The 25,491-nt window shown below is 50.4% G+C and carries 13 protein-coding genes; 4 read left to right on the top strand and 9 right to left on the bottom strand.

Annotation, left to right across the window (positions count from 1 at the left end; all coding sequences use genetic code 11):
• The first annotated feature begins 237 nt into the window (after nucleotides 1-237).
• The gene (locus tag KNV97_RS10205) at nucleotides 238-1,836 is read left to right on the top strand and encodes a methyl-accepting chemotaxis protein (protein WP_136484815.1); all 1,599 of its coding nucleotides are present in this window, start codon (nucleotides 238-240) and stop codon (nucleotides 1,834-1,836) included.
• Nucleotides 1,837-1,929: 93 nt separating this feature from the next.
• Here the strand turns inward: KNV97_RS10205 and nspC are convergent, their stop codons facing one another.
• From nspC to KNV97_RS10185, 4 genes are all read right to left on the bottom strand, one after another.
• Nucleotides 1,930-3,063, bottom strand: coding sequence for a carboxynorspermidine decarboxylase (gene nspC, locus KNV97_RS10200; protein ID WP_136484813.1), 1,134 nt, complete (start codon nucleotides 3,061-3,063; stop codon nucleotides 1,930-1,932).
• A gap of 137 nt (nucleotides 3,064-3,200) precedes the next feature.
• Nucleotides 3,201-4,445 (bottom strand): carboxynorspermidine synthase, encoded by a 1,245-nt coding sequence (locus KNV97_RS10195; protein WP_218563039.1) that lies wholly within the window; start codon nucleotides 4,443-4,445, stop codon nucleotides 3,201-3,203.
• 15 nt (nucleotides 4,446-4,460) lie between these two features.
• The gene (locus tag KNV97_RS10190; protein ID WP_218563038.1) at nucleotides 4,461-7,346 is read right to left on the bottom strand and encodes a pyridoxal phosphate-dependent class III aminotransferase; all 2,886 of its coding nucleotides are present in this window, start codon (nucleotides 7,344-7,346) and stop codon (nucleotides 4,461-4,463) included.
• 555 nt (nucleotides 7,347-7,901) lie between these two features.
• Nucleotides 7,902-14,294: a VCBS domain-containing protein gene (locus KNV97_RS10185; protein ID WP_218563037.1), complete on the bottom strand. Its 6,393-nt coding sequence runs from the start codon at nucleotides 14,292-14,294 to the stop codon at nucleotides 7,902-7,904.
• Between the two features lie 376 nt (nucleotides 14,295-14,670).
• Between KNV97_RS10185 and KNV97_RS10180 the strand changes: the two genes are divergently transcribed.
• Both KNV97_RS10180 and KNV97_RS10175 read left to right on the top strand, forming a co-directional pair.
• Nucleotides 14,671-15,948: a TolC family outer membrane protein gene (locus KNV97_RS10180; RefSeq protein WP_136484805.1), complete on the top strand. Its 1,278-nt coding sequence runs from the start codon at nucleotides 14,671-14,673 to the stop codon at nucleotides 15,946-15,948.
• Nucleotide 15,949: 1 nt separating this feature from the next.
• Nucleotides 15,950-16,561 carry an OmpA family protein gene (locus KNV97_RS10175; protein WP_218563036.1) on the top strand — a complete coding sequence of 204 codons (612 nt, stop codon included), beginning with the start codon at nucleotides 15,950-15,952 and terminating at the stop codon, nucleotides 16,559-16,561.
• Nucleotides 16,562-16,710: 149 nt separating this feature from the next.
• Here KNV97_RS10175 and nhaA read toward each other — a convergent pair whose 3' ends face one another.
• From nhaA to KNV97_RS10150, 5 genes are all read right to left on the bottom strand, one after another.
• On the bottom strand, nucleotides 16,711-17,895 hold the full coding sequence (nhaA, locus tag KNV97_RS10170; RefSeq protein WP_136484802.1) for a Na+/H+ antiporter NhaA: 1,185 nt from the start codon (nucleotides 17,893-17,895) through the stop codon (nucleotides 16,711-16,713).
• Between the two features lie 298 nt (nucleotides 17,896-18,193).
• Complete coding sequence (locus tag KNV97_RS10165) at nucleotides 18,194-19,324, bottom strand: lipocalin-like domain-containing protein (protein WP_136484800.1); 1,131 nt, start codon at nucleotides 19,322-19,324, stop codon at nucleotides 18,194-18,196.
• Nucleotides 19,324-21,777 (bottom strand): ABC transporter permease, encoded by a 2,454-nt coding sequence (locus KNV97_RS10160; RefSeq protein ID WP_136484798.1) that lies wholly within the window; start codon nucleotides 21,775-21,777, stop codon nucleotides 19,324-19,326. The genes KNV97_RS10165 and KNV97_RS10160 overlap by 1 nt, the downstream gene beginning before the upstream one ends.
• Nucleotides 21,758-22,429 (bottom strand): ABC transporter ATP-binding protein, encoded by a 672-nt coding sequence (locus KNV97_RS10155; protein WP_136484796.1) that lies wholly within the window; start codon nucleotides 22,427-22,429, stop codon nucleotides 21,758-21,760. The genes KNV97_RS10160 and KNV97_RS10155 overlap by 20 nt, the downstream gene beginning before the upstream one ends.
• A 123-nt stretch (nucleotides 22,430-22,552) precedes the next feature.
• Nucleotides 22,553-23,929, bottom strand: coding sequence for an MATE family efflux transporter (locus KNV97_RS10150; protein ID WP_136484794.1), 1,377 nt, complete (start codon nucleotides 23,927-23,929; stop codon nucleotides 22,553-22,555).
• Between the two features lie 99 nt (nucleotides 23,930-24,028).
• On the opposite strand from KNV97_RS10150, the gene KNV97_RS10145 reads away from it, so the two are divergent.
• Nucleotides 24,029-25,462: a DUF2867 domain-containing protein gene (locus KNV97_RS10145; protein ID WP_136484792.1), complete on the top strand. Its 1,434-nt coding sequence runs from the start codon at nucleotides 24,029-24,031 to the stop codon at nucleotides 25,460-25,462.
• Nucleotides 25,463-25,491 lie beyond the last annotated feature (29 nt).

The following is a 25,491-nucleotide window of genomic DNA, read 5'->3' as shown; positions in this document are numbered from 1 at the left end:
ATGCAAATAATTATTTTTTAGCAAATAAATAATGATGAAAATAACTGCCTGTGTTTTCTTGAAGCAGATAACAAACCACATTTTTTATATTGATTTTTTTTGAAATTAACTTGATGCTTAGAAGCAGAGTCCCAGCAGTAACAACGTACTCTGATACAACACTTATAATTCGAACAATATTCCTTCTGTACAAAGCCAAAACAAGCATGCTGTCAATCAACGTTGGGTAGGATAAAGATGTTTAAGCTTAAGAATATTAAAGTCAGCCACAAGCTGGCGATCATTATTGCTGTCGGGATCATTGGCTTCATCAGTTTACTGCTGATCGCATCGAACGCATTGCAAAATAATCTGCGTACTGAACGTGAAGCACGCCTCAATGCCGTTTTAAAAAGCACTCTCTCACAAGTTTCATTTCTTGAAAAAACACTTCCCAAAGATCAGGCTCAGGCTGAAGCGAAGAAACTGATTAACGCGTTACGATTTGACGGCGACAATTATGTGTTCGTTATTAATGAGTCACGCGAGGCGGTTGTTCATCCTTTGCACCCGGAACTGGTCGGTCAGCAGATGGGAAGCGACAGCGAACGTTTCTGGTTCGATATGGTTAACCTGGCCAGCAATGGTCAGCAAGGTATTCTCACTTACGACTGGCAGAACGATAAAGGTCAGCCTGCCGAAAAACTCTCTTCCGTACAAGGTTTTGCACCCTGGGGCTGGATCCTGGGCTCAGGCATGCTGGTCGATGATATTCAAACGGCGGTACAACAACAGTTTCTGAAAATGGCGCTCGCCACTCTGGCAGTGATCGTGGTGATGTCGCTGTTCGGCTTTATCATCAGCCGGGCTATTGTGACGCCGCTCGAACGCATTAAAGATACCATGAAGCTTGTGGCACAGGGCGACCTAACGGCTGAAGTTCAGATAGAAGGTAAAGATGAAATCGGTGTTGTCGCCCGGCGTATCAATGAGAGCGTTAGCTCGATGCGCTCGGCGCTGCGCGAGTCCGTCCATTCAGCCGGTGAAGTCGCTGAGGCTGCGATACGAATAGCTTCTTCGGCCGAGGAGACCAGCCAGGCCGTGGTCGCACAACGGGATCAGTTAAACCAGTTAGCGACGGCAATGAACGAAATGAGTGCGACCGTGGCAGAAGTTGCCGGACACGCCGAAGAGACCGCGCGAGATACTCTCGATGCCAGCAGCGAAGCCGGTACCGGCAACAATGATGTCCACTCAAGTGTCGACAGCATTAAAAGTTTATCGAACGAACTGGAAGTGGCTGCCGAACAGGTTAACAAACTGAAAGAAGGCGTGATGCAGATTAGTGAAGTGACGGCTGTTATCAGCGGCATTTCAGAACAAACCAATTTACTGGCACTCAATGCCGCGATTGAAGCTGCCCGCGCTGGCGAACAAGGTCGCGGCTTTGCCGTGGTAGCCGATGAAGTGCGTAACCTGGCAAGCCGCACCCACCACTCCACCGAAGAGATTCAGACGACTATTAATCGGCTGCAGCAACTTGCCGTGACGACCGCCAGCGCGATGCAGAAGAGCCAGGACCTGGCCTATAACAGCGTCGAACGCGCAGAAAATGCAGGCAGTGATTTGTCACAGATAGTGAGCCATATTCAGCACGTCAGTGACAAGGCAACGCAAATCGCAACGGCAGCCGAAGAACAAAGTGCCGTTGCAGAAGATATGAACCGTAACGTTAGCGGTATCAATGACGCTGCGCTGGAGATGTCGCAAGCCGCCAATTATCTGGCTGAAGAGAGCGAAAAGCTGGCCGACTTGTCACGCCAGTTAGATGGTAAGCTGACCCGCTTTAAACTTTGATAAGGGTTCCGGCCACCACATAACCACATCGGCACGAATAAAAAATCCACCGTTAGCGGTGGATTTTTTTATGCTGTCAAAGCGGCAACGGTATTATTTTACTGACCATTGCGACAGAGAACGCTTAAAGTCTTCATAACCAAATTCGTTCAGCTTCTGAATGTCGCCATTAGTACGTTCGCAGTACACAGAAGGCATCTTCAGGCCATTAAACCAGTTCAGCTTCACCATGGTATAACCAGCGCTGTCGAGGATATGCAGTTTTTGACCGACTTTAAGTGGCTGCTCAAACTTCGCCACACAGAACTGGTCACCTGCCAGGCAAGAACAAGAACCGATCACGTATTCGTGTTCACCGTTGTCGCTTGCTTCCAGGACAGAGGCAGGCTCATTGTAGATAAGCGTATCCAGGCGATGCGCTTCGGTTGCAGAATCTACAATCGCGGTTTTCATGCCGTTCTCAACCAGGTCAACAACGGTGACCACCAGATCAGTGGTTTTGGTAATGATCGCTTCACCCGGTTCCAGGTACAGTTGCACCGCATGTTTTTCAGCAAAAGCTTTCAGCGCCAGACCCAGCTTATCGACATCATAGCCCGGCCAGGTAAAGAATACGCCACCGCCCAGACTCACCCAGTCCAGCTTATCCAGATGCGCGCCAAAGCGCTCAGAGATAGCATCCAGCAGGCTGATGAAGGCATCGACATCTTTGTTCTCACAGTTCATATGGAACATGACACCATTGATACTCTCGAACACGGCCGGATCAATGTGGTCTGCCTGCACACCCAAGCGAGAGAAACGACGTGCCGGATTAGCGAGATCCTGGCCAGCGTAGCTTACACCTGGGTTAAGGCGTAGACCCACAGAGGCTTTTCCTTCTACCAGGTGACGATAAGCTGCCAGCTGTGACTGGGAGTTAAAAATCATCTTATCGCAGATATCTGCGACTTCTTTTACGTCATCTTCACTATAGCCCACGCTGTAAGCGTGAGTTTCACCACCAAATTTTTCATAGCCCAGTTTAACTTCAAACGGGCCTGAACTTGTGGTGCCGTCCAGGTAAGGTTTGATGATGTCAAACACACCCCAGGTAGAAAAACATTTCAGAGCCAGAACTAGCTTAACACCTGACACTTCTTTCAGACGTTTGGCTATTTCCAGATTTTCGATCAATTTCCCTTCATCAATCATGAAGTATGGGGTTTTCAATTCGCTTTTTTGCATTGTCTCGCTTCCTGATTACTGCCTGCTGCAGGCATCATCATTTGAGTCTTTAAATGGAAAAAACAGCCATCACAAGTGACGGCTGTTTATTGCATCTCAATCTAAGTTCATTTCAACTGACAAACCGTAAGTCAAAATTACTTCAGAATGTTGATAACTGGTTCGCTAGGTTGCAGCTCCTGAATTTCCCAGTCCAGGCCGATTGATGGCATGGTTTCCAGGAACGGATCCGGATTCAACTGCTCCATGTTGAACACGCCAGCTTGAGCCCATTCGCCACGGAAGAATTGCAGAGCAGCGGTGATTGCCGGTACACCTGTAGTGTAAGCAATGGCCTGATGCTCAACGTCCTGGTAAGCCACTTCATGGTCCGCATTGTTGTAAATGAAGACACTGCGCTGCTCGCCATTCTTTTTGCCCTGAACCCAGGTACCGATGCAAGTGAGACCAGTATAGCCCGGCGCCAGAGACGTCGGATCCGGCAGCAGTGCTTTCAGCACGTGCAGAGGATGAACACTGGTACCATCGTGCAGAGTCACAGGTTCCGGGTTAAGCAAACCGATGTCACGCATGCAGTTGAAGTAGTTCAGGTAGCTGTCACCGAATCCCATCCAGAATTCAATGCGCTTAGCCGGGATATACTCTTTCAGCGAACGAACTTCATCGTGCGCCATAGAGTACACCTTGAAAGGACCACAGTTAGGGAAATCGAACTCCATCATACGAGTGTGACACGGTACTTGTTTCCACTCACCCTCTTCCCAGAAGAAAGAGTCGCCCTGAATTTCCAGCATGTTGGTTTCAGGATCAAAGTTAGTGGCGAACTTTTTACCGTGGTCACCCGCGTTGATGTCCATCACATCGATAGTATCGATTTCATCAAACAGATGTTTTGCCGCGTAAGCGGCAAACACACTCACTACGCCCGGGTCGAAACCCGCGCCCAGTATGCCGGTGATACCCGCTTGTTTAAACTTATCACGATATGCCCACTGCTGATCGTACGCTTCAGGTACTTGCTGACCTTCAGAGCACAGATCAACCGCAACAGAAGTGTCCATATAGGACACTTTTGCACGATAACAGGCTTCCATGATTGGCACGTTAACCCATGGAGGACCGGCGTTGATCACCAGGTCCGGTTTTACTTGTTCGATTAACGCGACCAAAGCGTCTACATCGTCAGCATTCACTGAACGAGCTTCTAGCTTCTTAGTAGAATCTTTCAGGTTTTGTTTACCCTTGATTGATTCAATGATCTTCTCACACTTCGCGATAGAACGCGAAGCTATGGTAATATCACCCAGCACGTCGTTGTTCTGTGCCGCTTTATGTGCGACCACCCAGCCAACGCCGCCCGCCCCAATCTGTAGAATAGACATAGTATCCGTATACCTTTATTTCGCTAGCTCAATAGCCAGAGTTTCAATTTTAGCCAGTAAAGCTTCGAAATCCGAAGTCTTTAAGCATGGGTTCAAGATTGTGAATTTCAAGGCAGTTTTGCCATCCACAATGGTTTCGCCAAGTACAGCTACGCCACGTACCAGGGCTTCCAGACGAACAACTTTGTTCAGTGCATCCAGGTCAGACGCCTGATTGTTTACCGCGCGGAATAACACGGTAGACAAAGATGGTTCAGCCAGAAGCTCAAAAGCTTCATGCTGACGAACCAATTCGGCCACTTGTTGGGTTTGATCCAGCAAGTGATCGTACATTGCGCCCATTTGTTTAGGACCTACGTTTTGCATGGTCATAAACACTTTCAGGGCATCAAAGCGTTTTGTTGTTGAGATAGACTTATCAACCAGGTTTGGCAGCGTGTCATGCTCACGGTTCAGGTAATCTGCATGGTGTAGCAGGTACTTGAATTTGCTCTTATCTTTCAGCAGCAGCGCGCCACAGCTGATGGTTTGGAAGAACAGCTTGTGGAAGTCAACGCTCACTGATTGCGCGCGTTCAATACCACTCAGACGATCTTTATGGCTGCTCAGAATCAGAGCGCCACCGTATGCGCTGTCCACATGCATCCACATTTCGTGCTTGTCAGCAACGTCAGCGATCGTCACCAGATCATCGATAGCACCGTGGTCAGTAGTACCTGCAGTACCTACGATAGCAAATGGGATCAGGCCGTCTGCTTTCGCTTGTTCAACCACAGCTTCAAGCTTGGTCACATCCATGGTGCCGTTTGGCAGAGCATCGACAGCCAGGATCGCTTTCTCACCCAGTCCCATCCAAGAAGCAGACTTCTGAACAGTAAAGTGTGATTTCTTCGAACACACGATACGCAGTTTGTCAGCATAGTCAGGCAGACCCAGTTTCTGAATCGAGTGACCGCTCAGCTTGTCAGCAATCCAGTCACGCGCCAGCATCAGACCCATCTGGTTACTCTGAGTACCACCACTGGTGAAGATACCGTCCGCTTGCGCGCCCAGCTCATATTTTTCACACATCCAGTCAATCACTTTCTGCTCAACGAAGGTTGCTGCAGAAGACTGATCCCATGAATCCATTGATTGGTTCAGAGACGCGATGATGGCTTCAGCCACAACAGAAGGCATCAGCGGCGGCGTATGCAGGTGTGCAATACAATCCGGGTGCTGAACGATGATAGAGTTCTTAGCCACCAGTTCAGCGGTATCGGTAATCACCTCTTTCAGTGACGCATTCTTGTTATCCAGATCAACCGCGTAAATCGCTGCTTCCAGCGCTTTAGGATCAATACCAGAGTACGGTGCATCGACTTCTTCAAATACGGCTTTCATTGCAGCGGTCGTGTGGTTCATTACCTGAGCAAACTCCTGGCTGCCCATATGACCGGTATGAATGAAATGCTTTTTCCACTCTTGGTTTGCCTGCTCAGGGTCTTTTTGACCGCCGCCGGCAACCAGCATTGCTTCTTCCAGCACGCGCAGAGCAAAGTCAATCTGTTCAAATGAGATGACCAGCGGTGGAAGGAAACGGATAACCGAACCTTCACGGCCACCTTTTTCAACCATCAGGCCACGCTCCAGCGCTGCACGCTGAATGTCCAGAGTCAGTTGTGGTGCCGCTTTTGGCTCACCAAATTTGTTCAGCTCACCGCTTGGATCTTTGATTTCCAGACCCAGCATCAAACCTTTACCACGCACTTCTGCAACGCAGTTTACGCGGCTTTGAATTTTTTCCAGACCCATACGCAGGTATTGGCCTTTGATATTCGCCTGTTCAACCAGGTTATCACGCTGAATGATTTCCAGTGCTTTCGCACCCGATACCATTGCCAGCTGGTTACCACGGAATGTACCGGTGTGCTCACCCGGTTTCCAGGTATCGTGTTGCTTGTTAATCACCAGCAGAGACATTGGCATACCACCACCGATCGCTTTAGACAGACACAGTACGTCAGGTACGATGCCCGCTTCTTCGAATGCGAAGTTGTAGCCAGATTTACCCACACCACACTGGATTTCATCAAAAATCAGCAGGATGCCGTGCTCGTCACAGATACGACGCAGTTCACGCAGGAAAAATGCTGGTGCTGGAATGACACCACCTTCGCCCTGAACCGGTTCTACGAAGATCGCAGCCGGCTTCATGATGCCCGCTTCGTCGTCGTTCAGCAGACGCTCAATGTAACGGATGCTCGCTTTCGCACCTTCATCGCCACCCAGACCAAACGGACAACGTAGGTTGTATGGGAAAGGCATGAAGTGTACGTCTGACATCAGGCCGGTACGACGTGCTTTCGTATTCAGGTTACCCATCATACCCATGGTGCCATTCGTCATACCATGGTATGCACCACGGAACGCGAACAGGGTGTTACGACCTGTGGTTTGCTTAGCCAGTTTGATAGCAGCTTCTACCGCATCAGCACCCGATGGTCCACAGAACTGAATCACACAGTTGTTACCCAGTTCTTCTGGCAGGAATCCCTTCACCGCTTTGATGAAGTTGGTTTTTGCTTTAGTGGCAATATCCAGAGTCTGGTAAGGAAGACCTGAATCCAGTTGATCTTTCAGAGCCTGATTGATTTCTGGGTGGTTGTAACCAAGTGCCAGCGTACCTGCACCTGCAAGACAGTCCAAAAAGATCTGACCACGGGTATCTTCTACCAGACAGCCAAAAGCCTGCTTGATAGCAATCGGTAAACGGCGTGGGTATGAACGCACTGCGGACTCATGTTCTGCCTGTTCAAGAAGGACGTCATCCGGAGTTAGATCATAAGTACCGTCTAATACTGGTACTTGGTTGGAAAACATAGTTGCGATAGCGTTATCGACTTCAAAGGCTGTACTCATCTTCGTCCCCTTGAATGGTTAAAGTTCTGTCTATTTCTCGGGAAATGGTTGATAAGAGAAATGACAAATAGCAAAACGTCCCGACTGTGTCCGCAGACAAATTCGGAATTAACTTAAAGGTCATCAGCTTGATGACTAATCACTAAAAAACAGGAATCAAGGTTCGGTTATGCTACTGTCCTGGCGAACAGGGCACAGAGGAAGTACAAAGCTGATTAATGTGTGTAAGTTAAGTGAGTTCAATGTTGGGTTTCCCATTCACATGCTGTTCCCACAGCAAGAGTATCCCGTCTATCAGCAAAAGGGCTTGCTGATACCTACCCTACGTAATGTCCCAATCAGCCTGAATGGTCACTACGCGTATCCCCCAGAAGCACTGTCCGAGATTGTTGCGGAAATTACCATAAAATGACTTTCCGCTGCAATCACTTTTCAACGATAAATTACAACTAAGTCAACAGAAAATATAACAATTATCGAATATTCAGAAAGTTATAAAAGTAAGAAATTACACAACCTCCGTCGGTTAAACGGAGGCTATGTCAGGTCACTTAATTAAACGGTATCATTTTTGACTATTTGGTTAAGTATCGCGTTGGCGGTATCCGTATCCAGCGCACCTGTGATGTCGAAAATATCAACACCATTTTCAATGATGATGGTCTGTTCGCCACCATCATGGTCCACTCTCAGCGTGAGGTCTTCATCGCCGCTTTCCACTTCATCAATACTGATTTTTGCCAGCAGATCGTTGAAGGTTTCATCATCGCTCAACACCGATGTCAGGTCTAAAGTATCGCTGCCTCGTTCGAAGTTTTTGACCACGTCAGTACTGTTGTCCAGGGCCGCATCCAGCCAGGTGAATACATCCGCCTGACCGCCGTAGCCAATGAGCAGATCATTGCCCATTTGCGCGTGGATGATAGGCTCACCGTCTTCTCCAATGACGACATCAAAAGATGGCGTGGTACTGTCGGCATCCAGGGTGACCGTGGCCTGGTTACTGAGCTGGTCATCAGAATCGACCGCCATGTAATTAAAGCTGGTATCCTCGGTAACAACTTCAGAGCCAGACAGATAGGTCACGACATAATTGGAACCCGCCGTTTCATCGTTGCTGGATGCAGAAAAGTCCATCTGAACAATTGGCTGACTTGACACATAACTATAATCAACCTGATTCACATCATAATATTCGACGTGCGTCGATCCATCCAGGAAGGTAAACGTTACGGTCGCAACGTGGTTATTATTCAGTCCGTCCACCGCGAAGCTGATCTTGTAGAATGGGTTGTCACTAAAATCCACGGTCAGGGTCTCGGTAGTATTGATACCACCCCCTCCTTCCACAGAGAAACCAGTCCCCTGAGTATTATGGTTAATCAGATCAACATCTGAAGCAACGGTCCGGTTTCCGTTGACCTTAGTTGCTGAGATTTCAACCTGATTACCATTCTCTAGCGTAAAGGTGTAGGTCCCATCGTTGTTATCAGTTAAAGAGCCATCTTCTGAAGAGCCAATCACCACTTCATCCCCGGAAGGAACGAAGCTGATGTAATGCGGATCGAGCAAGACTTTATCTCCTCCCTCCACATAGAGATCGGTGTTTGTCAGCTCACGGGTGACACCGAATTCATCGGTATAGAGCAAGGTTCCTGTCTCAGGCAATGATGTCAGCACAATCATGACCTGAATACCGGCAGCATCATCGTCTATATCCGAAATATGGTCTTGCTGTGGGTCATCCGAATCGAACACGATCGTGCTTTCAACGTTATCGCTGAGCAGAACGGTAAAGTTCTCCGCAATCGGGGCATCATCGATATTTAACTCGTTAAGTATCACATCAATATCTGTCGACTTAACCATGCCCAAGCCTTCATCCTCTGTAGCTGTCACTACCAGGTTATGCGTATTCGTAGCCAACTCATAATTATTCGTAAACGCCGCGACCCCCTCTGAAGTTAAGCTAATTACACCGGTGACGGCATTGATGGCAAATAATGCCATGCCGTTAAAGTAGACATTTTGAGTGATGCTATAAGTCACTCTTTCCCCATCGGCGTCTGAAGCCGATACTCGACCTAGTTCACTGGTGATCACCCGACCTTCATAGTAGTCAAACACGTAGCGGTTTTCGTCCGGATCGTTGGGGTCAAATACCGGCGCGTTATCATCGAGATTGAGCTCGGTCAGCGCGACCGGAATATCGGTCGATTGCTGCTCGCCCAGCCCCGCCACTTCGGTCGCGGTCACCATCAGCATATGCTCGTTCGGGTCGAGTTCAAAGTCGTTGGCAAACGCCGCCACGCCCGCGTCGGTCAGACGGATCGCCCCTGTGGTGGCATCAATGGTAAACAGCGCGTTGTTGTCGCCGTCAAACACGTTCTGCTTGATGCTGTAGGTGACCTCTTCACCGTCCGCATCCGTGGCCTGCACCGTGCCCAGCACATCATCGACCGTGCTGTTTTCGTTATATTCAAACGCGTATTGCGCCCCGTCCGGGTTATCCGGATCGTTGGGGTTAAATACCGGCGCGTTATCATCGAGATTGAGCTCGCTCAGCGCGACCGGAATATCAGTCGATTGCTGCTCACCCAGCCCCGCCACTTCGGTCGCGGTCACCATCAGCATGTGCTCGTTCGGGTCGAGTTCAAAGTCGTTGGCAAACGCCGCCACGCCCGCGTCAGTCAGACGGATCGCCCCTGTGGTGGCATCGATGGCAAACAGCGCGTTGTTGTCGCCGTCAAACACGTTCTGTTTGATGCTGTAGGTGACTTCTTCACCGTCCGCATCCGTCGCCTGCACCGTGCCCAGCACATCATTGACCGTGCTGTTTTCGTTATATTCAAACGCGTATTGCGCCCCGTCCGGGTTATCCGGATCGTTGGGGTTAAATACCGGCGCATTGTCATCGAGATTGAGCTCGCTCAGCGCGACCGGAATATCAGTCGATTGCTGCTCGCCCAGCCCCGCCACTTCGGTCGCGGTCACCATTAGCATATGCTCGTTCGGGTCGAGTTCAAAGTCGTTGGCAAACGCCGCCACGCCCGCGTCAGTCAGACGGATCTCTCCGCTTTCTGCATCGATGGTAAACAGCGCGTTGTTGTCGCCGTCAAACACGTTCTGCTTGATGCTGTAGGTGACCTCTTCACCGTCCGCATCCGTGGCCTGCACCGTGCCCAGCACATCATCGACCGTGCTGTTTTCGTTATATTCAAACGCGTATTGCGCCCCGTCCGGGTTATCCGGATCGTTGGGGTTAAATACCGGCGCGTTATCATCGAGATTGAGCTCGCTTAGCGCGACCGGAATATCGGTCGATTGCTGCTCGCCCAGTCCCGCCACTTCGGTCGCGGTCACCATCAGCATATGCTCGTTCGGGTCGAGTTCAAAGTCGTTGGCAAACGCCGCCACGCCCGCGTCGGTCAGACGGATCGCCCCTGTGGTGGCATCGATGGTAAACAGCGCGTTGTTGTCGCCGTCAAACACGTTCTCTTTGATGCTGTAGGTGACTTCTTCACCATCCGCATCCGTCGCCTGCACCGTGCCCAGCACATCATTGACCGTGCTGTTTTCGTTATATTCAAACGCGTATTGCGCCCCGTCCGGGTTATCCGGATCGTTGGGGTTAAATACCGGCGCGTTATCATCGAGATTGAGCTCGCTCAGCGCGACCGGAATATCGGTCGATTGCTGCTCGCCCAGCCCCACCACTTCGGTCGCGGTCACCATCAGCATATGCTCGTTCGGGTCAAGTTCAAAGTCGTTGGCAAACGCCGCCACGCCCGCGTCGGTCAGACGGATCTCTCCGCTTTCTGCATCGATGGTAAACAGCGCGTTGTTGTCGCCGTCAAACACGTTCTGCTTGATGCTGTAGGTGACCTCTTCACCGTCCGCATCCGTGGCCTGCACCGTGCCCAGCACATCATCGACCGTGCTGTTTTCGTTATATTCAAACGCGTATTGCGCCCCGTCCGGGTTATCCGGATCGTTGGGGTTAAATACCGGCGCATTGTCATCGAGATTGAGCTCGCTCAGCGCGACCGGAATATCAGTCGATTGCTGCTCGCCCAGTCCCGCCACTTCGGTCGCGGTCACCATCAGCTTGTGCTCGTTCGGGTCGAGTTCAAAGTCATTGGCAAACGCCGCCACGCCCGCGTCGGTCAGACGGATCGCCCCTGTGGTGGCATCAATGGTGAACAGCGCGTTGTTGTCACCGTCAAACACGTTCTGTTTGATGCTGTAGGTGACTTCTTCACCGTCCGCATCCGTCGCCTGCACCGTGCCCAGCACATCATCGACCGTGCTGTTTTCGTTATATTCAAACGCGTATTGCGCCCCGTCCGGGTTATCCGGATCGTTGGGGTTAAATACCGGCGCATTGTCATCGAGATTGAGCTCGCTCAGCGCGACCGGAATATCAGTCGATTGCTGCTCGCCCAGCCCCGCCACTTCGGTCGCGGTCACCATTAGCATATGCTCGTTCGGGTCGAGTTCAAAGTCGTTGGCAAACGCCGCCACGCCCGCGTCGGTCAGACGGATCGCCCCTGTGGTGGCATCGATGGCAAACAGCGCGTTGTTGTCGCCGTCAAACACGTTCTGTTTGATGCTGTAGGTGACCTCTTCACCGTCCGCATCCGTGGCCTGCACCGTGCCCAGCACATCATCGACCGTGCTGTTTTCGTTATATTCAAACGCGTATTGCGCCCCGTCCGGGTTATCCGGATCGTTGGGGTTAAATACCGGCGCGTTATCATCGAGATTGAGCTCGCTCAGCGCGACCGGAATATCAGTCGATTGCTGCTCGCCCAGCCCCGCCACTTCGGTCGCGGTCACCATCAGCTTGTGCTCGTTCGGGTCGAGTTCAAAGTCGTTGGCAAACGCCGCCACGCCCGCGTCAGTCAGACGGATCGCACCTGTGGTGGCATCGATGGTAAACAGCGCGTTGTTGTCACCGTCAAACACGTTCTGTTTGATGCTGTAGGTGACTTCTTCACCGTCCGCATCCGTCGCCTGCACCGTGCCCAGCACATCATCGACCGTGCTGTTTTCGTTATATTCAAACGCGTATTGCGCCCCGTCCGGGTTATCCGGATCGTTGGGGTTAAATACCGGCGCATTGTCATCGAGATTGAGCTCGCTCAGCGCGACCGGAATATCAGTCGATTGCTGCTCGCCCAGCCCCGCCACTTCGGTCGCGGTCACCATTAGCATATGCTCGTTCGGGTCGAGTTCAAAGTCGTTGGCAAACGCCGCCACGCCCGCGTCGGTCAGACGGATCGCCCCTGTGGTGGCATCGATGGCAAACAGCGCGTTGTTGTCGCCGTCAAACACGTTCTGTTTGATGCTGTAGGTGACCTCTTCACCGTCCGCATCCGTGGCCTGCACCGTGCCCAGCACATCATCGACCGTGCTGTTTTCGTTATATTCAAACGCGTATTGCGCCCCGTCCGGGTTATCCGGATCGTTGGGGTTAAATACCGGCGCGTTATCATCGAGATTGAGCTCGCTCAGCGCGACCGGAATATCAGTCGATTGCTGCTCGCCCAGCCCCGCCACTTCGGTCGCGGTCACCATCAGCTTGTGCTCGTTCGGGTCGAGTTCAAAGTCGTTGGCAAACGCCGCCACGCCCGCGTCAGTCAGACGGATCGCACCTGTGGTGGCATCGATGGTAAACAGCGCGTTGTTGTCGCCGTCAAACACGTTCTGTTTGATGCTGTAGGTGACTTCTTCACCGTCCGCATCCGTGGCCTGCACCGTGCCCAGTACATCATCGACCGTGCTGTTTTCGTTATATTCAAACGCGTATTGCGCCCCGTCCGGGTTATCCGGATCGTTGGGGTTAAATACCGGCGCATTGTCGTCAATATCACGTTCCATCAATATGACATCAATATCCGCCGACTGAGGCGTACCGTTACCGTCAACTTCCGTTACCGTCACCACTATGCCGTGCGTGTTAGCCGGGAGTTCGTAATCGTTGGCAAGCGAAGCAACACCCGCAGCGGTCAAACTGATTTCACCAGTCTCACTATTAATCTGGAATAGATCATTACCCTGCTCGTCCTGAACGTTATTCTTAATCGAAAAAGCCAGAACCTCATTATCGGGGTCAATAGCGCTTACCTGACCAATCGTCTGTCCTTCTGTCTGACCCTCATCATAACTAAATGAATAATCACCCGCGTCATTCACATCGACAAACACCGGCACATCATTAGTACCATTAATTATCACAGTAACCGTGTGGGTGCTGCCATCCGTACCCACCACCTGAAACTGGTCAACAATCGAATCACCGGTGTTAAGTTCATCGAAGGCACTATTAGCAACGAACACCCAGTTGCCATCGGCATCAATCGAAAACTGACCATAATCTCCCGCCACATCCTGCTGCGCAATAAATGTCAGTCCATCGGCACCTTCTACCTGCAACACACCTTCCAGAGTCACCGGCTCATCCGTTTCATCCGCCTCAGCACTATCACTTCCACTCAACAGTAATGTCGTAACGGTATCTGCGACCAAATCGGTCAGCGCCAGACTTTGCGTTGCCGACAACCCCAGACCTTCCAGGCCGGAAGTATCAAAACTGGTGGACGCCAGCACTTCATCGCCGGTACGACTGATACTGGCAGAAGTCGTCAGACTGGAACCGTTAGTTCCGCCTGCTGCGGTCGCCAAATCAGGATTTTGCGTCGGGTCAGCTCCCAGTTCTAACTGTTGAATAATCTGGGCTATTTCTCCGTCCAGATTGGTGTTTGCAGTATTGGCAGGGCTCACCAACTCGGCGGTGACTTGTGGATTAGGACCTTCGCTGACCTGAACGACAACGTCGCCCGGTCTGAGGGGCATATTTGCAGCTTGTTCGCGGAACTGACCATTTCTATCAATGATCAGGGTAACGTTAGCCAGCATCGTAGAAGCGAGAGTACGTGTGTTCATGAGCATCATTCCTTGAAGTTTGAATAGGCTCGGTATGCATGCAGATGCCTGGTCTGAAAAGACCCGACACCTAATCAACTATTCTCATAACACAAACGTAGTGACCTCACTAATGACAATCAACTCAATATTTAGAGTTTTAATCCTAATACTGACTAAGATATCAATATATATAGAAATTATTCATTAGCACTTTTTTGAACTAATCTCTCAACTTTCTAAATTATCAACTAAGCTTCCAGTAACCTCCGATTTGAGATAGCAATCGCTGTAAATTCGTGTCTGCAGTGCGAATCAGAATGCCTCAACAAATCATTTAAATACTAATAGGAGCGACCCTGTGAAACGGACCATTCCCCTTTTGGCAGGATGTTTGTTGTCTATATCCTTGCAAGCTTCAGCTCAGACACTTGAGCAGGCTGTAGCGCTTGCGTTGGCAAATAATCCTGAAATAAAAGCCAGTTACAACCAATACGTCAGTAGTGTTAAAGAGAGTGATGCTGCCGCCGGAGCTTATCTCCCTACGCTGGACCTTGATGCAGGCATCGGGTACGAAGGTATCCGCCCTGCTTCATCCACCGGCAACGAAGACACAGACCTGACCCGCAAAGAAGCCAGCATTATTCTTAACCAATTGATTTGGGATGGTAATGCCACTCTGAACGATATGGACCGTACCGCCGCTGATGCAGAATCCGAGCGGTTACAACTGCTTGATGACGCCTCTAACCTTGCGCTACAGGTGACTGATGTGTATCTCAATGCAGTTAAAGCAAAAGAAGTTTTGGCTCTGTCAGAAAGTAATTTGGCTGTGCATAAACGCATCTACCGGGATATCAAGCGACGCGTAGACTCCGGTATCGGCTCGACTGCGGACCTGACGCAGGTTGAAGCACGGATAGCCCGGGCACAGGGCAACTTATTAGCTGCCCAGAATAATCTGTTTGATACTCACACACAGTTTGAACGTCTGGTCGGTCAGGCTCCACTCGGCCTGATTTATCCCCGCGCAGACGCCGCTAAAATTCCGTTGTCGTTGACCGATGCTATGGCGCTTGCTCTGGACAACCATCCGGTCATCAAGGTCTCAGCCGCGGATGTCGACGCTGCCCGCTTCCAGTATAAGCAGTCGAAAAGCCCCTACTATCCGACCATCTATTTTGAAGCACGCCAGACTTGGCGTGATGATGCAGGTGGTGATCGCGGCGGAGCGAGCGAAACCATCGCGATGCTACGCTTAAACTACAACCTGTATAACGGGGGCAGCGACAGTGACCGCAGTGAAAGTGCTGCATATCAGCTCAATCGCTCAAAAGATTTACGCGATAACGCCTACCGTCAGGTGGAAGAAGGACTGCGACTATCCTGGAGCGCGCTCGACTTAACTCTGCAACAAAAGGACTTTCTGGCAGACCATGTCGATTCTGCATCGCAAACCGTGATTGCTTACGAGAAGCAGTATCAGATCGGCCAGCGAACCCTGCTTGACCTGCTAAACACAGAAAATGAACTGTTTGAAGCTCGCCGGGATTATCTGGATGCGCACTATGCCGAGCAATACGCAAAATATCGTGTTATGAATGCGGTTGGCGTATTGATTGACGCCCTGCTGGTCGATATTCCGCAGGAATGGACCAAGAAAGTGGAGTACTGATATGAAAATAACCATTCTCTCACTCTCTGTCATGATCAGCCTGGCAGCTTGTCCCAGCTTGGCTGGTGACGAATATGATTACATCAAAACGCCGCTGGCGAATCAGGTTGCCGATCTGCAAGATGACGATTGGGATGGCGTGATCAACGCACGTGATCTGTGTCCGGATACACCCAAAGGAGCACTGATCGATAATGATGGTTGCGGTGAAGTGATTCAGGATTCAGATAAGCGCCAGCTACATATTTTGTTTGCCCATGACTCCTATGAAATCAACCCGGTATTTTCCGATCAAATTCAGGAAATGGCGATGTTTCTGAAAACATATCCCAGTGCTTCTATTGAGATTCAGGGCTATACCAGTAAAGTCGGCACAAATGATTATAACCTGGACTTATCGAAGCAACGCGCAGACGCGGTAGAACGCAAATTACTCTCTTACGGTATTGACGCTAAGCGCGTGAGGATTGTCGGCTATGGTGAAAGCCGCTTAGTCGACGATGGCGATTCCAATTCAGCGCATGCGGTAAACAGGCGCGTTACAGCAACCGTTGTGGGCTTAAAAGAAAAAGTAGTTGAAGAATGGACGATTTTTACCACCAAAAAGAAATAGCTGACCATCTTCATCTTAGGCCTTCGCCACCACGAAACGGGCGTCATAATGAAAGTCATGAACAGCAAAAGTGGTAAAGAACGAAGCCAGACACAACAAAAAAGGCCCTGCGGGGCCTTTCGTTTATATTTTTCGGACATTTGCCCTTATCAGGTTCTGTTGTCTACTTGAGCAGACGCCGCATTCTCAACCTTCTTCTTTGGCAGTGACAGACTCAGCAAGCCGTAACCAAGAATCGCTGCTGTGGTGGAACCCATCAAAATACCCAGTCGAGCATAGGTGTCGTAGTCTGCATTGGCGCTACCAAACGCCAGTGAGGAGATAAAGATCGACATGGTGAAACCAATACCACACAGCACAGATACTGCAAAGATGTGCTTAAGGTTAATACCTTCCGGCAATTTAGCCACACCCATTTTTACCGCTGCAACACTGAAGGTGAAAATCCCGAGAGGTTTACCCAGTAACAGGCCAAGCGCAACACCTAAAGGCAGGGTTGAAGCCAGACCAGCCAGAGAAACACCGGCCAGTGAAATACCTGCGTTAGCGAATGCAAACAGAGGCAAAATACCAAACGACACATAAGGATGCAGTGCATGTTCCATATGTTTCAGCGGAGAGTGCTCACCCTGTTTGCCCTTCAGAGGAATTGCAAAACCGATCACCACACCGGCCAGTGTCGCATGAACACCCGACTTCAGTACCGCAACCCACAAAATCAGGCCAACCACCATGTAAACACTGATTTTGGTAACGTGTTTAGCATTAAGCAGGAACAGCACACCCGTCATGATAAAGCCAATTGTCAGCGCTATGGTTGATAAATCGCTGGTATAGAAGAGCGCAATGATCACAACCACACCCAAGTCATCAATGATGGCCAGCGCCAACAGGAATACTTTCAGGCTCACCGGCACCCGATTTCCCAACAACGCCATGATACCCAAAGCAAACGCGATATCAGTTGCCGCCGGGATCGCCCACCCCTGAATAGCTTGAGGATCTCCCGAGTTAAACAGCACATAAATCAGTGCCGGCGCAAGCATACCACCTACAGCGGCGATAGCCGGAAAAATGGCCGTTTCACGCGACTTCAGTGCCCCTTCCAGCAGCTCACGTTTTACTTCCAGGCCAATTAACATGAAAAACACAGCCATCAGGCCATCGTTAATCCAGTGAGAAACAGACATACCAAACAGGTAGCTGTGCAGTGCACCCTGATAGAATTCATTGAGAGGTGAGTTTGCAATGGTCATGGCAACCACCGCAGCGATCACTAAGATGATCCCTCCGGCTGATTCCATTTTGAAAAAGTCACGAATTGTGTCAGTCATTAAATCGTCCTTGTCGTTATGTTAGTCAACGATAAACAAAAGAATAAATTGAGTGTATCCACTCACTTATCGCTTGAGAAATCGCTTGTAATGAACATAAACCTCGAAAATCCCGAACAGTTAAGCTTCATGTTACGTTTATTCCGTTTAAACAATCCCAAACTCTAAGTATAGGAAATCGAGTAAAGAAAACCGCTTTTGAGGGAAAATAACAAAACGGGAAGATCTAAGATGTTCCCGTTCCGACTCATAAGTATGAAGTGTTTGTCGTTTTTAACGTATTACAGAAAATGATAGTTTAGTAACCCGTCAGTTGCATAAAACCGTGAGCACGGTGTGTTCCGAACGAGTAAATCGGCCCCTGCCAGTATGGCAGAGCGAAGGGTAGCCACAAATGTTGGTTGAGTACACTGGTGGTAATATTGATATTCTGGCTCGGGATCGAAATATTCCACTGCAACGGGACTAATTTACCGTTCGCCAAAGACATCATGTGCAGAGGGGTGATCATCACATCAGATTCATTCAGTGTGATCACTCTACCATTGCGGGTCGACAAGGTTCCGAATACATAGGGTAACTGCAGATTGTGTCGGAATCGACTGACTGTCAGTGTGGTATCCTGATCGAGGTCAAGCACGAACCAGTCCCAGCCACGCTGACCTTCTGCCAGCAAACCGCTGCCCCACTCTTTGCTCATCCACGCCGTCCCTTCAACTGCAACCGGAGGCATATTATTGCTAAGTTTAAGCGAACCACGTACCTTGATAAACGGCGCCTGAATATTATATGACGCAACCGGCATCAGGTTATGCTTGGCCTGATAACCCTGCTCACCGGGAATCACATACTGTCCGGTTTGTTCCATCTTCAGCGACAACGCGAAAGAATCGGTATTAACGCTCAAACGCCCGGGGAACGGGTTCTCATCTTTAGCACTCCAGGACCAGTTATCAATCCACATCCGAAAAGGTTTTGCATTGAGCCCGGCGAGTCCGATACCACCGCGGGCCATACGTTGTTCACGCCAGACGTGATCACGGGTCGAGATCACCACATGTGAAAAATAGAGTTGGGAGTTATCCCAGCCCGGATGCTCCAGATCATCACGCGCGATACGGAAATAATTCCATTGCACACCATATTCGTTGCCGTGCGTATCTTTGACATTGGCAAAGAAGTGCCACCACTCATGTTGATAGTCCGGATGCATAGCGAAGTCTGCGGGTAAAACCACAGACTTACCCGGCAGTGCCGATTCAAATACTTTTTGCGATTGTGAGGCAAACAGAGAATCCAAATCGTTGTCATCGGGCTGGTATTGGGTCGGAGCGAAGATGGCATACAGCAATGAACCGATCAATGCGATAACCGCCAATACGGTCGTAACCACCAACAGCTTCACCAGTCTTTTATTCAGTACTGCCATTACAGCGCATCCCTTAATGATTTCATTGGCGAGCGACGAACCAATCGCATCACAGGTAGAGCCCCTGCAATAATCAGAGCCAGCATCGACAACATGGCGGTTTGCATATAAAGAGACGGAATCATTTGCAATGCCATTGTCCACCCGAACGATTGACGAATCACAACATCAATCATTAACTTAGCCAATACAATCCCCAACGGCAGCGCAATAATCAGAGAAATCGCGCCAAACACAAACAGCTGTAACGCCCCGACTGCGACCAGTTCTTTTCCAGACATGCCCAGACAACGCAGCAAAGCAATATGCCGCTGACGGGAGACTTCACCGGCAACGGTCGCAAAGAAAATACCACACACCGCAATTAACAAGGTGATGTTACCCAGGGTATCGGCAATAGCAAAAGTCCGGTCAAAGACCCGCATGGCTTTTTTATGCAGGCTATGGTTGTCGAACACCCGTTCCGAATCGAGCCTGAATACCGAATCAAGACGCTTTTTCAGCACGTTGACCTGAGTATCATCTTTCATCTTCACGGCCAGAGCGACATTCCCCGTACCAGCAAAAGCGTACAGCCAGTTGCGATGAGACATCAGCACCTGATTATAAGGGTTACCATAGTCATAATAGACGCCGACCACCAGCCAGCCCTGGCCCAATGGCATCGAGAGATCGATATAATCACCCGGTCGTATGCCCAGTTTAATCGCCATGGATTCGCTGACCATCACGCCACGCGAATGATGCAAATGATACCAGTAGTCAGGCACACCTAGCTTCACCGTCAGAGCATCCAGTTCCCCTTGCGAAGTACCGGTACTGACCACCTGCAAAGCACCATTATTGGTCGAGAAATCTTTCTCCCAGCGCCACCAGACATTATCGACGTCCGGTTGTTTCGACAGCCATTCACTCATCCGGGCAGCCGAACTCACGGTTGGATAGAGATATAAGTCAGCCGCCAGACGCTGTGACAGCCATTTTTCTGTCGTCTCACGGAAACTGCCGACCGTGGTTTCCACCCCGATATTGGCCGCCATAGCCAGCATAAATGCCATTGTCGCTACGCCACGATAACTCATACTCGCTGCTGCATCGGCAAAGAACCAGCGTACTTTTACCCAGCGCATGGTGTAAGAGAAACTCTTAAATACATTCCAGATTATGAATGGCGTCATCAGAGCCACACTGATCAGCAGTAACGCGATAATGGCAAAGCCGGACGACTGAGTTTTCGGCGCCTGATACACCGCCATTGCTGCCACAAACAGGCAGCTCGCAATCAAGGCTTGTAAGGTGAATTCAGAACGGGCAAAACGCATCAGGGAAAGACGGGTTGTCAGTCGTATCGGCTGCGATTTTAGCAACCGGATCAATGGCCATGCACAAGAAGCAAACGCCCCGAAAATCGCCATAAATAAGCTGTATGAACTCCAGCTCCAATCCCAGTCTATCGCCAGCCCTACGTTGGCGTCATACAGATTAGCCAGGCTGGCCGATACCGCTGGCATTAACTTATTGGCCAGCATCAGGCCAAACACATTGCCGCACAGCCAGCTCAGAATAACCAGAACAAGCAACTCAAGTGATAACGCTTTCGCCAGTTGCCAGCCAGAGACCCCGGTTTGACGTAATATACCAACCAAAGGCTGACGCTGGATGAGCGACAGCGACATCGCCTGGTAGAAAATAAATAACCCAACCAAAAACGCCAGCATTCCCATCGCGGTCAGATTCATATGGAAAGCCTGAGTGAGAGATTCCAGCTCTGCGCGCGAACTGCGCACTAACGTCATTCCATTTGGCAGAGCTCTTTTCAGTTGTTGTAGCTTCTCCGGCGGCATATCCGTGCAGGCGATAACCGACAAGCCAGCGCTTGGTCTCAGCTCACGAACTAATGACAGGTCCGCAACAATCCGAGTGCCGTTAATCAAGTTGTGCGTATCAATCACCACAGGGCCGAGCTCAGTGCCATCGTCCAGAGTCACCGGATCGCCGGCGGACCAGCCTTGCAGCGCAGCAAAATCCTGACTCACCATCAAAGGGGACGGTTTTTGCATCAGTGCCAACATACTCATCTGATCTAATGTCAGACCATTCCCCAGCGGCAGCATGGCGACCGGATCAATACCGAGCAGAGTGAAATCAGCACCGGATTTGGTTGTCAGTCGGTAACTGTCAAACGGAGCACACTGGTTGAAACCCTCCCGACGCAACTGGACGTAGAAGCCCTGCGGAATTTTATTGGCGACGTGTTTGGTACGGATTCGATAAGGAAGAGGGTTAGAAAACAGCTTTTCGCCATGTTCGTAACTTTGACGAGCATGGTTGTTGATTGCGGTAACGCCAACTAACAGGGAAACACTGAGTGTCAGGCCGAGCCAGACGAGAAAAATTTGTAGCGGGTAACGACGGTAATGCCCGAGTAGTGCTTTAACTACGGGCCATAACATGTAACTGCCCTCCTTGCAGGCGGATACACCCTTCCATATGGCTCGCGACTTTTTCACTGTGGGTCACTAACAGCAGGGAACACTCGAGTTGATGCGCCAGTGAGGTCAGCAAGCGCATTACCGCTTCAGCATTACGTTCATCCAGGCTTCCGGTCGGCTCATCGGCCAGCAATAATGTCGGTTCCATATACAAGGCGCGCGCAATCGCAGCACGCTGTTGCTGCCCACCGGAGACTTCTTCCGGATAACGACCAAGCAAAGGCATTAAATCCAGCGCCGATAAAATCTGGCGCAATAATCCCTGATCCTCTGGCAGCCCTTTAAGCTGACGACAAAAACGAATATTGTCGGCAACATTCAAGGTTGGTAACAGATTAAACTGCTGAAAAATATGACCAATATTATTACGGCGAAAGGCTGTGCGTTTATGCTCTGCATTCTTGTGCATGGCAAAATCAGGAAACCAGATTTCACCCGAATCGACGGTGTCTAGACCTGCAATCAGATTGAGCAGCGTACTCTTGCCCGAGCCGCTTTCGCCCATTAATGCCAACTGATCGCCCCGATTTAACGTCAACTCTGCCCCTTGTAATACAGGGTGAAACTCATCGCCATCCATAAATCCTTTGGACAGGTCTATCAGTTGTAACATTAAATCACTCACCGTCGATAAATTAAGGACTGAGAATCTACACTAATTCCCGCACTCTAGAAAGTATTTTGGACATGGGGTCACAAAATATACATCAAGATGCATTGGTAAGATGTCATATATCTAGTTTTCGATCAAATTGCGCATCCAGCGCTTGCTTTTTGTACGCCAAATAGAACCAAACCATTTCACCACTTCTTCGGTAAGAAACAGCAGATAAATCCATTCCGGCGCCACCTGTAAATAGATGGCTGCAAATGCCGCCAGAGGAATGCCAATCAACCACTGGGCGACGGTATCCTGGGCAAGACAGAATTTGACATCGCCGCCAGCTCGTAATACCCCGACAATCAGCATCATAGGCACAGAACGAAGAACTATTCCAAGGCTCAGAATCACGATGAATTTGTCCGCCAGATCGCGAGTCTGCTCAGTCAGTGCACTAAACGAATTCAGAATGGGGATCTGCACCAGATAGAGTAAAAATGCCACCACCACGGCGGCGACCACGTTCACTACCGCAATACCAATCGCCTGATAATAAACCGCGTCAAAGTTTCTGGCGCCAAGCTGGTTGCCGACTAACACCGCGGCCGCATTCGACATCCCAATCAAAAGACTGAGCGAGATTGACTCTACCGGCGTCATCACAGACAGTGCCGCTAAACCCTGAACACCGGTTTGCCCCATAATGGCATGATAGACAAACAGCCCACCCGCCCAGCCGAGAAAATTGACGGTGGTCGGCAAAGAGAGCTTAAGAAACCGGACTATCGTTTTCCACACCAGTACCGCGCGAATATCGCCAAGATGGAACGCCAACAAATGCTGCTTGGCATACAAATAACCAAACAGGCAGCCGACTTCGACCAATCCACTGATCACAGTCGCAATCGCCGCCCCCTGAATACCAAGGGCAGGAAATCCCCATTTACCGAATATCAGTAACCAGTTGAGGAAAACGTTCGCCAGGATCCCAATCCCGCTGAAAAAAGTGCTGATACCCGGTTTATGCATGGCTCGTAATCCGACTGCCATACTGCTGACGCATGCAACCGCCAGCATGCTGAAAGAAGTGATGATTAAGTACTGGGAGCCTAGCCCATTAACACGCTGCGACTCAGTGGCCAGTGCCATAATCTCACTGGGAAAAATCAGAAACAGTGCCACAGTGAACAGCGCAAAAAACATAGAAACCAGCCAGGTTAATGCGGTACTTTCGCGCACCCCGCGCTGATTACCGGCCCCCCAGTACTGTGCGGTCAGCAGAGCGCCACCGGTTGTCACGCCCACCAACATAATCGTGGTCACAAAGGTTGCACGCGCAGCGACGCCGACAGCGGCAATTTCAGCTTCGCCCAGTTGTCCCAGCATCAACACATCGACTAAGCCGCGACTGGAAAACATGATGCTTTGCAAACTGATCGGCAGCGCAATCGCAATCAGATGACGAAAAAAATCACCTTTGGTGTAATGTAAAACTTGAGACACAACAGACAACCGACCACCTCTGGACAAGAGTTTGATAGCAAGGCTAAAAATGAACCGTTATTATACGCTTATGCACCTAATCACACCACTCCATTGCAAGAGGCGATCATGAAGAGAGTTCTGGTTCTGGGCGCGTCCGGATATGTGGGATCGCAGCTCCTCCCTCTATTACTGGAACAAGGTTACGATGTCACCGCGGCTGCTCGCCAGACCGACTACCTGACGCTAAGAACCTCACCCCATCCGCACTTGACGATTACCCATCTGGACCTGGCTGATGAGCAGGCAACACTTCAGCTCGTGCCTCAGTTCGAGCTGGTGTTTTTTCTGGTGCACGGTATGGCGCAAGGCCATGACTTTATCGAATATGAGTTATCCCTTGCTCATCACTTTAAATCCGCACTGGACCAAAGCCAGGTACGCCACGTCATCTATCTCAGCGCGCTGCAACCAGCCACAGGCCAGTCGAACCATCTTAAGGCAAGGAAAGAGACCGGTGATATTCTACGCCAGAGTCACGTCCCGGTGACAGAATTGCGCGCAGGGGTGATTGTCGGCCCAGGCTCAGCAGCGTTCGAGATCATGCGTGATTTCGTCTATAACCTGCCTCTGTTAATTGCGCCTCAATGGGTCGACTCCAAAGCCAACCCGATCGCTTTGGAAAATCTGAATCACTATCTGCTCAAACTGGCACAGGAAAATCCATCTGGACATCAGATACTGGAAGCCGGCGGCCCGGATACACTCTCTTATCGTGATCAGTTCAGAGTCATCTGTCAGCTGACCGGCAAACCTTTTCGACTCTGGTCAACCCGCATGCTGACGCCAGCCATGGCGTCCTATTGGCTGGGTCTGGTCACCTCAGTACCATCAAGCATTGGCCGGGCGTTATTAGCCGGACTGGAACATGATTACGTCACCGATTCCGACACGATTCGCACTCGTTATCCGCAACCGTTAATCAGCTACTATGACGCAGCGAAATCCACCATCGAACAGGAAGGCACTTTCGTGCGCAGCAACGTCTGGGGATTCGACCCCGCCGCTTTGCAGCGCTGGCAAGCCGGCTACGGCTATTATCCTAAATGTGCCGGAGCCACTATAAGGACACACGCCTCTGCTGACGCATTGTGGCAGGTGGCACAGCAGATCGGTAGCCGGGAGAAGGGCTATTTCTTTGCCAACATTCTGTGGCGCACCCGAGAATGGCTGGATTTTCTGGTCGGTGGAGGCAAGCCAATCCGGGTATCGCCTCCCGGCCCGGAACTTAAGGTGGGTGACTTTATCGACTCCTGGAAAGTGATTCGGGTCGAAAAGCCGCATTTCCTCTCCCTGTTATTTGGTATGAAAGGTCCGGGGCTTGGTCGCTTAGAAGTAACGATTAAAGATCAAGGTGACGTAAGGGAGCTGAATATTACCGCCTGGTGGCACCCAAAAGGGTTTGCAGGATTACTTTACTGGTTTGCCATGATGCCGGCCCACCTGTTTATTTTTAACGGCATGGTGAGAGCAATCTGCCAATTGGCGGAGCACGACGATTAGCCCCAAGGGTCACAACAACATCGGGGCAA

The organism is Vibrio ostreae, assembly GCF_019226825.1.
Lineage (GTDB): Bacteria > Pseudomonadota > Gammaproteobacteria > Enterobacterales > Vibrionaceae > Vibrio > Vibrio ostreae.
Note: the sequence above shows the minus strand (reverse complement) of the source record. Positions and strands in the feature narration are given on the sequence as shown.